Annotated in this window: 15 protein-coding genes; 6 read left to right on the top strand and 9 right to left on the bottom strand. The window is 43.2% G+C overall.

The genetic code is table 11. The features are described from left to right. Window positions 1-24: 24 nt before the first annotated feature. Window positions 25-1,206: an acetyl-CoA C-acetyltransferase gene (locus LEP1GSC058_RS15400; RefSeq protein ID WP_016549712.1), complete on the bottom strand. Its 1,182-nt coding sequence runs from the start codon at window positions 1,204-1,206 to the stop codon at window positions 25-27. 41 nt (window positions 1,207-1,247) lie between these two features. Further along, a complete protein-coding gene (locus LEP1GSC058_RS15395) occupies window positions 1,248-2,018 on the bottom strand; it encodes an acetoacetate decarboxylase family protein (protein ID WP_039948701.1) in 771 nt (256 codons plus the stop codon). Window positions 2,019-2,176: 158 nt separating this feature from the next. Between LEP1GSC058_RS15395 and LEP1GSC058_RS15390 the strand changes: the two genes are divergently transcribed. Both LEP1GSC058_RS15390 and LEP1GSC058_RS15385 read left to right on the top strand, forming a co-directional pair. Continuing rightward, window positions 2,177-2,794, top strand: a complete 618-nt coding sequence (locus LEP1GSC058_RS15390) for a TetR/AcrR family transcriptional regulator (protein WP_039948442.1) — start codon at window positions 2,177-2,179, stop codon at window positions 2,792-2,794. An 83-nt stretch (window positions 2,795-2,877) separates the two neighbouring features. Continuing rightward, window positions 2,878-3,798 carry an alpha/beta fold hydrolase gene (locus LEP1GSC058_RS15385; protein ID WP_016549998.1) on the top strand — a complete coding sequence of 307 codons (921 nt, stop codon included), beginning with the start codon at window positions 2,878-2,880 and terminating at the stop codon, window positions 3,796-3,798. Between the two features lie 70 nt (window positions 3,799-3,868). Here the strand turns inward: LEP1GSC058_RS15385 and LEP1GSC058_RS15380 are convergent, their stop codons facing one another. The 4 genes from LEP1GSC058_RS15380 to LEP1GSC058_RS20195 form a co-directional block, all read right to left on the bottom strand. After that, window positions 3,869-4,204 carry a rhodanese-like domain-containing protein gene (locus tag LEP1GSC058_RS15380; protein WP_016550666.1) on the bottom strand — a complete coding sequence of 112 codons (336 nt, stop codon included), beginning with the start codon at window positions 4,202-4,204 and terminating at the stop codon, window positions 3,869-3,871. A gap of 27 nt (window positions 4,205-4,231) precedes the next feature. After that, entirely contained in the window at window positions 4,232-6,175 is a 1,944-nt protein-coding gene (locus LEP1GSC058_RS15375; protein ID WP_016550980.1) for an ABC-F family ATP-binding cassette domain-containing protein, read from the bottom strand. A gap of 76 nt (window positions 6,176-6,251) precedes the next feature. Next, window positions 6,252-6,419 (bottom strand): hypothetical protein, encoded by a 168-nt coding sequence (locus LEP1GSC058_RS20375; RefSeq protein ID WP_010417180.1) that lies wholly within the window; start codon window positions 6,417-6,419, stop codon window positions 6,252-6,254. Further along, entirely contained in the window at window positions 6,412-6,573 is a 162-nt protein-coding gene (locus LEP1GSC058_RS20195; RefSeq protein WP_016550738.1) for a hypothetical protein, read from the bottom strand. Before LEP1GSC058_RS20195 ends, LEP1GSC058_RS20375 begins: the two co-directional genes overlap by 8 nt. On the opposite strand from LEP1GSC058_RS20195, the gene LEP1GSC058_RS15370 reads away from it, so the two are divergent. Continuing rightward, window positions 6,572-7,018 carry a DoxX family protein gene (locus tag LEP1GSC058_RS15370; protein WP_016550107.1) on the top strand — a complete coding sequence of 149 codons (447 nt, stop codon included), beginning with the start codon at window positions 6,572-6,574 and terminating at the stop codon, window positions 7,016-7,018. The two genes, LEP1GSC058_RS20195 and LEP1GSC058_RS15370, sit on opposite strands and share 2 nt — an antisense overlap. Window positions 7,019-7,148: 130 nt before the next feature. Here the strand turns inward: LEP1GSC058_RS15370 and LEP1GSC058_RS15365 are convergent, their stop codons facing one another. Genes LEP1GSC058_RS15365 through LEP1GSC058_RS15360 form a run of 3 tightly spaced genes read right to left on the bottom strand, consistent with a single transcriptional unit; the run spans window position 7,149 to window position 8,918 of the window. Continuing rightward, window positions 7,149-8,201 (bottom strand): FecR domain-containing protein, encoded by a 1,053-nt coding sequence (locus tag LEP1GSC058_RS15365; RefSeq protein WP_016549830.1) that lies wholly within the window; start codon window positions 8,199-8,201, stop codon window positions 7,149-7,151. Further along, window positions 8,198-8,335 carry a hypothetical protein gene (locus LEP1GSC058_RS20370; RefSeq protein WP_198014410.1) on the bottom strand — a complete coding sequence of 46 codons (138 nt, stop codon included), beginning with the start codon at window positions 8,333-8,335 and terminating at the stop codon, window positions 8,198-8,200. Before LEP1GSC058_RS20370 ends, LEP1GSC058_RS15365 begins: the two co-directional genes overlap by 4 nt. Window positions 8,336-8,363: 28 nt before the next feature. Further along, a complete protein-coding gene (locus LEP1GSC058_RS15360; RefSeq protein WP_039948700.1) occupies window positions 8,364-8,918 on the bottom strand; it encodes an RNA polymerase sigma factor in 555 nt (184 codons plus the stop codon). 90 nt (window positions 8,919-9,008) lie between these two features. Here LEP1GSC058_RS15360 and LEP1GSC058_RS15355 point away from each other — a divergent pair, with 90 nt between their 5' ends. The 3 genes from LEP1GSC058_RS15355 to LEP1GSC058_RS15345 all read left to right on the top strand — a co-directional run bounded on the left by LEP1GSC058_RS15355 (window position 9,009) and on the right by LEP1GSC058_RS15345 (window position 11,839). Further along, window positions 9,009-9,878, top strand: coding sequence for an LA_0442/LA_0875 N-terminal domain-containing protein (locus LEP1GSC058_RS15355; RefSeq protein WP_016549461.1), 870 nt, complete (start codon window positions 9,009-9,011; stop codon window positions 9,876-9,878). 963 nt (window positions 9,879-10,841) lie between these two features. Further along, window positions 10,842-11,405 (top strand): Crp/Fnr family transcriptional regulator, encoded by a 564-nt coding sequence (locus LEP1GSC058_RS15350; protein WP_016549665.1) that lies wholly within the window; start codon window positions 10,842-10,844, stop codon window positions 11,403-11,405. Next, on the top strand, window positions 11,402-11,839 hold the full coding sequence (locus LEP1GSC058_RS15345) for a Crp/Fnr family transcriptional regulator (RefSeq protein WP_016550425.1): 438 nt from the start codon (window positions 11,402-11,404) through the stop codon (window positions 11,837-11,839). Before LEP1GSC058_RS15350 ends, LEP1GSC058_RS15345 begins: the two co-directional genes overlap by 4 nt. Window positions 11,840-11,852 lie beyond the last annotated feature (13 nt).

Raw genomic sequence — 11,852 nt, 5'->3', positions numbered from 1 at the left:
GTTTTCGACAATTATATCCGGGATCTAGGCTTCCGGGTTTTCCAACACGAGTGCGATTCCTTGTCCGCCCCCGATGCAAAGGGAAGCCACGCCGAATTTTGCTTTGCGACGTCTCAACTCATAAGCAAGAGTGATCGTAACGCGCGCCCCGCTAGCTCCCAACGGATGACCGATAGCGACCGCACCGCCGTTGACGTTAGTAATATCCGGATTCAATCCGAGTTCTTTTTGAACGGCAAGGTATTGAGCTGCAAAGGCCTCGTTTACTTCGACTAAACTCATATCGGAAAGCTTTAATCCCGCTTTTTTTAACGCGGCAGGAATCGCGATAGCAGGTCCGATACCCATTTTAGCCGGATCGCAACCTGCGTGTCCGTATCCGCGAATGATGGCCAACGGTTTCCTGCCGATTTTCTTGGCGTAGGAAGCCGAAGCGATGATTGTCGCAGAGGCGCCATCGTTTAATCCTGAAGCGTTTCCTGCAGTAACGGTTCCACCGTCTCTAAATGCGGGCTTTAGACCGCCAAGTTTCTCTATTGATGCGGCGCCCTTGATGAATTCATCCTTTTCCAGAGTGACCGGCTTTTTCCCGCCAACGGTAATAGATACGATCTCTTCTTTCAGTCGACCTTCCAACGTCGCCTTCTCCGCCCTCAATTGGGAAATTCCCGCCCACTCGTCTTGTTCCTTGCGACTGATCTTGTACTGGTCTGCAAGATTTTCCGCAGTTGCCCCCATAATCAATCCGACATACTGATCCGTTAAGCCTTGTTCGAGAGTATCTTCAAACTCCGAAGATCCGTACCGCACACCCCAGCGGGCATTACGAACAACGTAAGGTGCATTACTCATAGATTCGGAGCCGCCTGCAAGCACCGCGTCGGCGTCGCCAAGATAGATTTTCTTAGCCGCTTGAATAATCGCCTCCATTCCGGAACCGCAAAGACGATTTAAAGTAAGAGCGGGAACGCTTAGAGGCAATCCGGTTTTCAATCCGATATGCCGTGCCAGATAAATGGCTTCTTTTCCCGTAGGTATCACGTTTCCGAAAATCGATTCGGCGATGTCTTCGGGATTTATTTTAGTTCTTTCTAAAAGAGTCTTTGAAACATGAACTCCCAAGTCCACTGCGCTGAGATCCTTTAAGGTTCCGCCAAAATTGCCGAAAGGAGTCCTTATACCGTCTAAAATAACCGCTTCTTCCATTTACTTCGTTCCTCTAATAAATATTATATTTCTATGATTCTTCAACTTAGTTTTTTTGCGACGGGAAAAACCAAATCAAACGGATTGATTCCAACTCCTGTCTTGAACCCGCCTGCATTCAAAAAATTCGGGAATAGGTTTTCATCCACCCAGAAACTTTCCAATCGAGCAAACTTACCTTTCCCCCTTCCGGCAAAAGCAGTATTCAGGTATTCGCCGTCGTTCGCTTTTTGCAAGAGGGAGATGTCGAAGAGGGATGTGCTCACCGGAAAATTAAACCCCAAAGTTTTAATCATCGCTCTCAGGAAAATTTTTCCATCTCGAGAAATCTCGATTTTTGTAACGGATCCGGTTTTTTGCCATACGAAATCCGCTTGTTCTTTCGGAATCGCCCAATTACGGAATCCTTCTTCCACGGATTCCCGACTAGATACGAAAATTCGGGTGATTCTCTTATACGTTCGATCTTTGTATTCAAAATTCCCGGGAATGTAAAGGATCTCGTAATAAGGCCCTACATTCGAAGATTCGTAATTTACGAACATAAGTGATCCGAGACCGCCACGGTAATTCTCGCGATCTTCCTGGTCGAAAAAGCCCATATCTAAGTTGTACGATCGATTCGCCAGCAACGGAAAGATAAACCCTTCTCCATTCAGATTCCAAGGTGCAGGAAAATGTTTTTTATTCGGTACTGCTTTAACTACTGCCTTTTTGACTTGGGAGGCCACATTACCGACTTTTGAGCGCTTGGAAGAGGTTTCGGATGCCTTCTTTTTAGGTTTTGTCAGGCTCTTTTCCTTTATTTTCATCCGGTTAATCCGTTTCTTTTTTATGAACCCATCCTCCGAAAAACCCCGAATTTGGAAAGGAAACTCTTGAATGTTCTGCCCATTTTCAGGATAACTGGAATAGGACAGAACATTATCGGAGGACAATAGTTCTCTAGACTCTGTCCGGAAGGCAGTCCATGACCCTAGTAGCTACTCGCCCGAAACGGCGCACCAGAAACAGCCTTAATAAGCAGACCATCGTACAAGCTGCGATGGAAATTCTTACCGAAGATGGGATCGACGGATTATCCATGCGAAGAATCGCTGAGAAATTAGATTGCAGCGTTGCGAGTCCTTACTCACATTTTAAAAGCCAGCAGGATATCATTAAGATCTTGATCTCGCAAGGTGAAGCTCAGCTTACGGAGACTTTGCGAGAAGCAAAATTACAGGGTAAAAACGCGTACGAAAAATTAACTCGAATTGCGCGTACTTACTATGAATTTTCGGGAAACAACCAAGAGCTTCACAAAGTGATGTTTAATACCGTTCACGGTCACATGCATCGCAAAGCATTTCCAAAATTACCCACGAGTTATCGGGTATTTCTTGAAACGATCCGAGAGGGTTGTCGCTCCGGTGAATTTATCATCACGGAAGAAGAATATCCTTCACTTGCTCGAACGATGTATTCCTGGATGTACGGTATTATCGTTTTGGATATGACCGGCATGCTTAAGAAGCGCGGAATGGGCGACCCGTTGGATGAAGGATTTTTGTTTTTCCGCAAAATTCTTTTAGGCGACGAGCTGTAATCCGTCCAAAAAATCTGGACGATTTTAAAGTTCTTTTGGATCTTATTTTAGATCTCTAAAATATCTGTTCAGAAAAAACTTAAATGAAAAAGAAAGTATTTCTATTCGCTTCCATCGTATTGCTAATGGCGCTCGCCGCAGCCCCATATCTTAGATCCGTAGAAACCCAAGAATTAACTCCGGAAATCAGAAGTAAGGTCGAAGGAAAGTTCGTGCGCCTCTCCAAGGGACTCACTCATTATGAGATTTCCGGGCCTGAAAAAGGTCGACTAGTCGTGTTAGTGCACGGATTTTCTGTTCCTTATTTTATCTGGGATTCCACTACAAATGCGCTAGTAAAAGCCGGTTTTAAAGTGCTTAGATTCGATTTGTACGGGAGAGGTTATTCGGATCGACCGGAAACGATCTACGATATTCAACTTTTTCAAGCGCAGTTGGAGGAACTTCTAACCGCTTTAAAAGTTTCCGAGACTTTCGATATAATCGGTCTTTCTATGGGCGGTCCGATCAGTGCGAGCTTTGTGAGTAAAAATTCCGAACGAATCGGAAAGGTTGTACTCATTGACCCCTTCTCCGAAAAGGCAAAAATTTTCCCGTTAAACCTTCGTGGAATCGGTGAATACTTATCCACATCGATTCTCATTCCTGCCATGCCCAAACGCTTAGCAGGAGAGTTTTTCGATCCTGAAAAAATCCCGAACGGCTGGAATGAGAAGTATCAGGAACAAATGAAATTCAAAGGTTTCGGATCCGCAATCCTATCCTCGCTTAGACATCTTCTTTCCCACGATCCAAAACCGATTTATGAAAATTTGGCAAATACCGAAAAACCCATATTATTAATCTGGGGAGAAGAAGATCGAACGACTCCTCTTGCTACCGGTTCCTACGTGAAGGAACTAATAAAGCCCTCATTCTTGTTGGTATCTAAGTCCGGTCATCTTCCGCATATCGAGCATCCGGAAATCGTTTTTCCAGCATTGATAAACTTTCTTTCAAGGTAAGAAATACATTGCTTCTCTCCCGGCAGAGACGCATTTTAAATTTGAATTTTGGGAAACGTCATCCTTCAGCTTAATACTTGGCTAAGGAAGAATCTACGTCGTCGGAATATCTAAGAACCCCGCCTTCCAAATTAAAAACCTTAGTATATCCTACGGATTTCAAAAATGCGCAAGCGCTTCCGGATCTTCCGCCCGATCGGCAATAAACGATGATATCCTTCCCGGATTGTTTCCACGGCTCTAACTCCGCTATATGCGCAGGAAGATCGGATACAGGTATTAATAAATCGGTTCCTTCTATCAGACAAATTTCCTGCTCGTTCGGATTACGGACATCCAAAAGATAAAAATCATCGCCTCCGGATTTGCGAGCATCCAGTCTAGTTTTCAGCTCTTTTGGACTCATTGTATTCGCTCCTAAATTCGAAAAAGTTTATACGATTGCGGAAAGTTCTTCCAGTTCCAATTGTAAACTTTCCCATTGTTCGGTTAAACGGCCGATTTCAAGTTTCGTTTGATTATAATTGTCTAATTCCAATTGGTAACTGCGATTTTTGTAAAATTGAGGATCCGCCAATAATTCCTCTGAATTAGATTTATTTTTTTCTAATAGCGCTATTTTCGATTCGATTTGTTCGATTTCTTTCTGAATTTTTTTAACTCGATTTTTATCCGCGTTTCTCTGTGAGCGGGTCTTATCCTTCGATTCGTTCGATAGCGAAGATTCTTGAGGTTTGTTTATACCGCCCTCCGACTGCAAATCCTCAGGCGGAAATCTAAGATAATCGGCAAAGCTGGTATTCAGATCCCGGATTTTACCGCCGGATACGGAAATAGTACGGTTGCAGAGATCCTTTAAAAATTCGGGATCGTGGGAAATCACGAGCACGGCACCTGGATATGCCTGCAACGCTCTTTTCAAGTTATCTCTGACAACCAAATCCAAATGGTTCGTAGGTTCGTCCAAAAATAGACAATTAGAGCCGAACTTGACGAGCAAGGCCAATCTCAATCGACTTTGCTCCCCGCCGGAAAGTAAACCGACTTTCTTATATACTCGATCATCCGAAAACGAAAAATACCCTAATAGACTTCTGGCCTCTACTTCGGACATATCCGGGTAGACGGCAAGGACGGTTTCCAAAAGCGATTTATCCGGATTCAAATCTTCGTGGTGATTTTGGGAAAAATATCCGATCTTGGTCTTCGGGCCGAAGGTTATAAAACCCTTAGTTAATTTATGAATTCCTAATATACATCTCAAAAAAGTGGATTTGCCGGCCCCATTCGGCCCGATAACTGCGATCTTATCCCCGGTTGATACGTGCAATTCGGCTCCTGCGAAGATATCGGGTTTTTTACCGTCGTAAGAAAAATCCGCATCCTCGACTCGAAACGCCATATTGCCGCACGGAATATAATTGAAAGTGTAATCCGTTTTTGAATTCCAAAAGGAATCTTCCGGGGCATCCACCTTATCCCTTTTTTCAAGCTTCTTAATAACGCTTTGAACTGCCCTTGCTTTAGTGGCTTTCGCGCGGAATCTTTCAACCCATTCCGTTCTCTTTTTCAGATAGGCTTCTTCTTTTTGAAATTGCACGCGAAGTTTTTCTAAAAGTTCGTTTTTATGCTCGAAGTACTCCTCTAAGGTCCCTTTAAATTCGAGGACACCCGAAGGATTTAACTCCGCGATCGTATCGGTGGTGGCATTCAAAAATTCAGGATCATGCGTAACCAAAACAAAAGATCGACTTGTGGTTCTCAGATATTCCGCCAGCCATTCTTTGGACGCATGGTCCAAATGATTTGTCGGCTCGTCCAAAAGAAGAAGGTTTCCGGGATTCAAAATCGCGATCGCTAATCCAAGTCTATGCTGATAACCGGGAGAAAATTCCCGCACCTTACGTTCCATCTGTTCGTTGGAAAAGCCCAGACCGCCTATGATTTTGCGGGCTTTTGCTTCCAACTCGTGAACGCCGTAGGTGAATGCGTATTCTTCCAGAGCGCTTTGCTCTTCCAATAGATTACTAAATTCAGGAGAATCATGATCTGCGCCGTCCATGAGCGTATGAATATCGCGGGAACGAGTTACATATTCGTTATAATGTTTATGGCGCGTTAATGCAGTCTCAATGACGGACACTTCGAAATCGAAATCCGGAATCTGTTGGAAGAGGGAGATTTCGGTATGCTTGGATCTACTTACGATTCCTTCTTCCGGAATGAGATCGCCTTCCGCCATTCGGAACAATGTGGATTTTCCGGAACCGTTCGGTCCGACAAGAGCGACCTTGGAACCGGGTTTAATATGCCATGAAAACTTATCAAAGAGGGTAGAGCTACCGAACCTGTGCTTGATATCTATAAACTGTAGCATGGTTCTTACTTAAGGCGGGTGGAGGAGAAGGCTTCCGCCATTTAGACGGAAGCCTTAGGTTCAAGACTAGTAGTGCTTACTTCTTTTTAGCGAGTAATTCTTCTTTTCTCGCTTTAAGATGCTGTACGTACTTGCTCGTTTCCCCATTCATCTTCTCGACGGCGTCCTTAAGAGCTTGGTCAAGCTCCTGAACGGACATCTTGTTGATCTTTTTGTTCTTTTTTTCGGCAGTCTCTTCAGACATAGGTACCTTCCGATGCGTTCGTAATACCAAAATTTTCAGAATAGGCCGCTTCGACAACCTCTTTTACTTTGAACAATCCGTCCCGGATTCGGTTGACTCCCGCAAAAATGGGTAGAATCCCTTTCTCGGCGCCCCGATACTCCCAGGAAGGCATGCTTTACTCATTCTTTGCTACCAAACCCGGAATCGGCCCTTTCCTAATCAGGATAGGATTGGCTATTTGTATCTTCCCTCACGGGGCCCAAAAGGCAGTGGGTTGGTTTGAAGGCTCCGGCTTCGAGGTAGCTATGGATTATTTTACCGATACGTTGGGCTTTCCTTATTTTATGGGCGTATTAGCGATTGTTTTCGAATTTACGGGTTCGATCTGCATCAGTGTCGGTTTTCTGACTCGTTTATGGGCCCTCGGAATCGGGATAACATTGAGTGTCGCCGGATTAACTCATATAGATCACGGTTTTTTTATGAATTGGTTCGGAGATAAAGGAGGCGAAGGATTCGAGTACCATATTCTCGCAGTTGCGATGGCTTTCTCCTTAGTCATAACCGGCGGAGGTTCTTATTCGATCGATCGGCCCGTTGCTCACCAACTGCTTTAATCGTTTTTTTAAACGACGAAATCCCTTTGACGATATTCATTTTAAACGTTAAAAGCCGTTAATACAAAAAACCCGGAAGCGTTTCCACATCCGGGTTTTAATCCGCTAAAGAACGGTGAAAAAATCTACATTAGTATCGAATCGTTTCAACCACGGCTTCGTCTAGTATGTAGGACCCTTTCAAGGTTTGAATAATCAGCTTACCTTTTTTCTGAGAAACGACGACTCCGCGGAGTTCACGTCCATCTTTCAAAATGATTTGCTCGATACTCTTATCATACATTTGGCTCAACTCCGCTTCGGTCTTAGCGGACTTGAGATTTCTTGTAGTCTCCATAACTTCTTTGTCTAGTGCGTTTAAGTTCTTACGCATTTCCGTGTATTCCGGAAGAGCTTTCTTACTGCGATCCGTATCTTCATAATAGGTGGCTTTCTCTACTGTGACGATCACTAGCCCGCCGACACTCAAGACTTTCTGAGCTTCATCGTTGATTAACGGCGTAACTTCGACAGCTCCATCCGCAACATATACCGAAGATTCCTCGGAACTTGCATCCACTTCAAACGATGTTCCGCGAACTGCCGCCACAACGGTTGGGGTATCGACGACAAAGTTTGCATTCTTCTTCTCTTTCTCGACCAAGCTTAAAATTCTACCTGATAAAAGGGAAAGTTTAACTTGAGAAGAATCCGTCTCACGCAATCCTTTTAACAATAACGTCGATTTCTCTTTAAGGCGAATGATACTAGAATCCGTAAGTCCAATGTCGACCGAACCTCCGGAACCTGTAACGATTCGATCCCCTTCGGTCAAAATATCGCCCAGATGAATCGGAGCTTCAACATCGCGAACAACTTTCGCATCACCTTTTACAAACACTACCGCGGCTTTCAGAATTGCTCCTTCTACCACCTGAGTTTGTGATTTGGAAAATTTGAAATATCCGCCTATACCAATACCTACTAAGAGAACTGCTGCCGCTGCGAACAAAAAGACGCGACGACTTGATTTGGGAAGTTCTGCTAAATTACTCTTATTTGAGGTTTCCACAACGACTGCCTCCACTTCAAAGCGGGGAGACTTTCCGATCCACGAAGGATCGAAGTCGGGGAGTTTAGAAACGGTACGAGTCCTTTTAAGGAGCTCGGCATAGGGTTCGAATTCGGGTGTCATCTTATTCATCCTATTTCTCCGTTTCTATCTTCAGGTTCCGGCTCTTCGAGCGTTTCTCCCGCTTTCAGTTGGACCAACAAACTGGAGTGAATTTCGTTGCTCGTTTTTTTGCGGTCATACACATTTCTGACGAAATTAATCATTCGTTCGAAGATTTAAAAAAGCGATTTCTCAATTTTTTAAGAAGGATTCCGGTTGAAATCCCCTCCGTTTTCCTTCCTGTAAAATCGCTTTTTCCGCTCTTTCCAGCAACCGGGAAACGCCGGATACCGAAAGCTCCAGAACCTGCGCGATTTCTTCCAACTTGCATCCTTGCGCATAACGAAGGTCTAACGCTGTCTTTTGGTCTTCCGGTAAAATTTCAAAAAGAATAGATAGCATTTTAGCCAGATCCTGAGCCGCGATATCATCCAAAACCTGGCCTTCCGGACCCTGAGTTTTTGAGCCGAAAAAGGTCCCAGCCTCCTCACCAACCAATGAAACGTTCTTTTGATAGTAAGATTTGCCGTGGTTAATCATGAGATTCCGGGCAATTCTAAAAAGAATCATCCGGGCGATCTGTTCTTCCGGAAGGACCTTACCGGAATAATGTTTAAAGAAGTTCAAAAACGTGTCTTGTAAAAGGTCGAGGGCGGTTGATTCATCCCTCACCGAACGCCGAATAAAGGAGAACAAATGATCCTTATTCTTATTGTATAATTTCTCGAAAAATAAGGTATCCGACACGGTAGAATGAAAGTTTTTTCCTGGTTCCGTTTTTTCAAGTAAATTAGGTTTTTTCTTGAAGAAAGATATTGCCAAGAAAATCTCGAACCGATGAATTTTAACCTTTCGGAAGGATTATTCCCAGGCAGTCCGGTTCGCTCTATGCCCCTGCGTTGGATTATTATATTCTTTCTTATCATTATTTCCTCCAACGCAATTTTCAGCGCCACTTTAACGCTTAAAAACGGGAAAGTTCTCCAAGGAAAAGTGGTAAACCAAACGCGTACCGACGTGCAGATGGAGGTCGGGGGTAAAGTTCTCACCATTCCTAAAACGGAAATACAAGAGCTTCGTCTAAAAGACGAACCAAAGCAAGAACCCAAAAAGGTAGAAACGCCGAAAACCATAGAGCAGGCACAGGTAAAAGAAGAGCCCATTCAACCTGGAAAACAGAGATGGTGGCAAAAGCCTCGCTGGAATTATCCGTTAAGCTCCGCAGTACTTCCAGGATGGGGTTTATGGAAAGCGGATAAGAAATGGCAAGGAGTAGTTACATTTGCAGCAGTACTCGGTCTTGCCTATTATAGCACGAAAACAAATAGCGAGTTTCATTCCGCCAAAGCCGCCTATCAAAACAAAGTATATGAATATTTAGTCATTTCGCAAAATGATTCAAGCTTAAATCAACCTTCCGCAACGTTGGTCCGAGTTTTAGTTGGCTCGGCGTATTCAGGCGGAGCATTTAATCACTATCGAGATGCGAGCACGCATTCCAACGATGCCCTTATTGCATTCGGGGTCGCTTACGGATTGCAGATTCTGTATTCGTATTATTTAGGCGTTCAAAAGGAAAAGCTATTGGCTGGAGATCCGAACCCGGAAGGAATTCGCTTCAGTGTCAGCCCGACGTATCGTCCTTTCGCGTTAGGCGGAAATACATTGGGCTGGAATTCAGAACTGGCTTATGCGTGGAAATTCTAAATCGAAGATCAGAATTTTTACTGAAATAATTTTTCCTAAATTAAAAAGCATAGATCCGCTTAAATCACATTCTTTTCGAATTCACTTTCGAATTGATCCTGCCGTTTCTTAGAGAAGACTTCGGAAAATTATCTCGAAGCTTTTCTATCTCGCCGACTCTCTACACTCGGTTTTCCAAAGCATAATCCCCGATTGATCGGAAGTTTTTGCCGATCGACATTCTTCGAAAGAATTATAAGTTCCTAATGTTACGTACTCTCGAGAAGAATAAAGCCATAAAATCCAAAGAGTGGAAATTAAATAAAAAATCCTCATAAATAAAACCTTCTTTCGGATAGGGTCTGTAAAACGTACGAGTGCCCCAGCGATCGATTTTATAAAAAATCAGCATCCATTAATAGTTCGAAATATTTACCGTTTCAGGGATATCTCGTTTAGCGTAATTAGATTATTAAAATGATTTGCGCTTTTCGATTAATTTTTATCGATCATGATCTCCAAACGATCGACCATGTTTTCCGATTAAATAACTCTCATTTAGCCGCGAGTCAAAAAGGAAGCATTTTTTAGAAATTATAGATTCATAATTTTTATAATGCAATTAAAAAATAAAATCCGCTTGAGGAATAAAGTCCCGTAAATGAAAAACATATTCTAATTTACGAAAAATTTTATAGCAACCCGCATTCATTCTAAAATTTGCATTCGTCTTATTTAATATTCGTCCGGAAAAATATCATTCAACTCTCAATCTTTATTTTTACATTTTCGATACGAGGAATTTTTACACATTCTATCATCACCCAAGGGATAACAAGATCGAATACTCCGTTTGCAATCCAATTAAATTTCGTATGACGGAGTTCCAACCCGAGCGTCCGTAGAAAATTGGAACATATTTCGGATTCTAATTTTTGCTCGAGACTTTGGATCTACCTAGTTTATTACGTCGAATCACTTTATATGACGGCAGCCGATCTTTTACAAAGCGTCACTCCGATAACCTATGAAAGGGGTTCCTATATTTTCCGAGAAGGGGACTTTCCGGACGGAAACATGTATTTTCTTTTTCAGGGTCAATTGAGAGTTTCAAAACGTCGCGAACAAGATCAGGAGAGACCCATTAAGGATCTTTCTCCCGGTGAATTCTTCGGCGAAATCTCCCTGATCTCCGGGAAACGAAGAACTATGTCGGTCCGAGTGATTTCGCCGACTGCCAAAGTCGGAATCTTGAATAAGTCCGTCTTCAGTAAGCTGGAACAAACCAGTCCCCAGTTTCTCCTTTTGCTACTCAAGAATACGATTGAAAAATTAAACCGAGCCGAAGCAAAACTTGAATCGCTTTACTCCGAGATACACCGGAAAAATGAAGAAGAACCTACCGAGAAAACGGCCTCACCGACTCCTGAACTTCCTAAGGAAGAAACTCAATCCGAACTTTCCGAGAAAGAGAAAAAGGCAATTCCCAATATAAACCCCGCTGCCAATGCGATCAACATGAAACCCGAAAAGGAAACCGTCGCATGAGCATAAACGTATTAGAATTTATTAATAATATTTCCGTTAAAACTTATATAGCCGGAGAAAGCGTATTCGAAGAGAAGGATACGTCCACTGGGATGATGTATTTTCTACTTCACGGAGAAGTAGAAATCCTGAAGACGTACGACGGAGAAGTAAGGGTAATTCGCAAGCTTAGTTCCGGTTCCTTCTTCGGAGAAATGGCTTTGATAAGCAAGATTCCGAGAGCCGCCGGTGCAAGAGTCGCTTCGGATAAAGCGAAGATCGGAAGTCTAGATCAGGATATGTTTCATAAAATCGGACAGACAAATCCTAAATTTTTTTCAATCTTGCTAAGCACTATGATTGAAAGATTGGTTTCCGTCGAGGAAGAGATTGGTAAATTAAGTTCTCTTTCTTCGATTAACCTGGAAGAAATAAAACCGAGAGCGGACGTTTGATCCCTCTCGGGGA

Origin of the sequence: Leptospira fainei serovar Hurstbridge str. BUT 6, from assembly GCF_000306235.2 — a bacterium.
GTDB lineage: Bacteria > Spirochaetota > Leptospiria > Leptospirales > Leptospiraceae > Leptospira_B > Leptospira_B fainei.
This window is presented reverse-complemented; position numbering and strand designations above follow the sequence as displayed.

Coding starts and splice junctions, on each gene's coding strand:
- LEP1GSC058_RS15365 (WP_016549830.1), bottom strand. CDS start 8,201: ATGAATAAGATGACACCCGAATTCGAACCCTATGCCGAGCTCCTTAAA.
- LEP1GSC058_RS15350 (WP_016549665.1), top strand. CDS start 10,842: ATGACGGCAGCCGATCTTTTACAAAGCGTCACTCCGATAACCTATGAA.
- LEP1GSC058_RS15355 (WP_016549461.1), top strand. CDS start 9,009: ATGAATTTTAACCTTTCGGAAGGATTATTCCCAGGCAGTCCGGTTCGC.
- LEP1GSC058_RS20195 (WP_016550738.1), bottom strand. CDS start 6,573: ATGCCTTCCTGGGAGTATCGGGGCGCCGAGAAAGGGATTCTACCCATT.
- LEP1GSC058_RS15380 (WP_016550666.1), bottom strand. CDS start 4,204: ATGAGTCCAAAAGAGCTGAAAACTAGACTGGATGCTCGCAAATCCGGA.
- LEP1GSC058_RS20370 (WP_198014410.1), bottom strand. CDS start 8,335: ATGATTAATTTCGTCAGAAATGTGTATGACCGCAAAAAAACGAGCAAC.
- LEP1GSC058_RS15400 (WP_016549712.1), bottom strand. CDS start 1,206: ATGGAAGAAGCGGTTATTTTAGACGGTATAAGGACTCCTTTCGGCAAT.
- LEP1GSC058_RS15385 (WP_016549998.1), top strand. CDS start 2,878: ATGAAAAAGAAAGTATTTCTATTCGCTTCCATCGTATTGCTAATGGCG.
- LEP1GSC058_RS15390 (WP_039948442.1), top strand. CDS start 2,177: ATGACCCTAGTAGCTACTCGCCCGAAACGGCGCACCAGAAACAGCCTT.
- LEP1GSC058_RS20375 (WP_010417180.1), bottom strand. CDS start 6,419: ATGTCTGAAGAGACTGCCGAAAAAAAGAACAAAAAGATCAACAAGATG.
- LEP1GSC058_RS15370 (WP_016550107.1), top strand. CDS start 6,572: ATGCTTTACTCATTCTTTGCTACCAAACCCGGAATCGGCCCTTTCCTA.
- LEP1GSC058_RS15395 (WP_039948701.1), bottom strand. CDS start 2,018: ATGAAAATAAAGGAAAAGAGCCTGACAAAACCTAAAAAGAAGGCATCC.
- LEP1GSC058_RS15345 (WP_016550425.1), top strand. CDS start 11,402: ATGAGCATAAACGTATTAGAATTTATTAATAATATTTCCGTTAAAACT.
- LEP1GSC058_RS15375 (WP_016550980.1), bottom strand. CDS start 6,175: ATGCTACAGTTTATAGATATCAAGCACAGGTTCGGTAGCTCTACCCTC.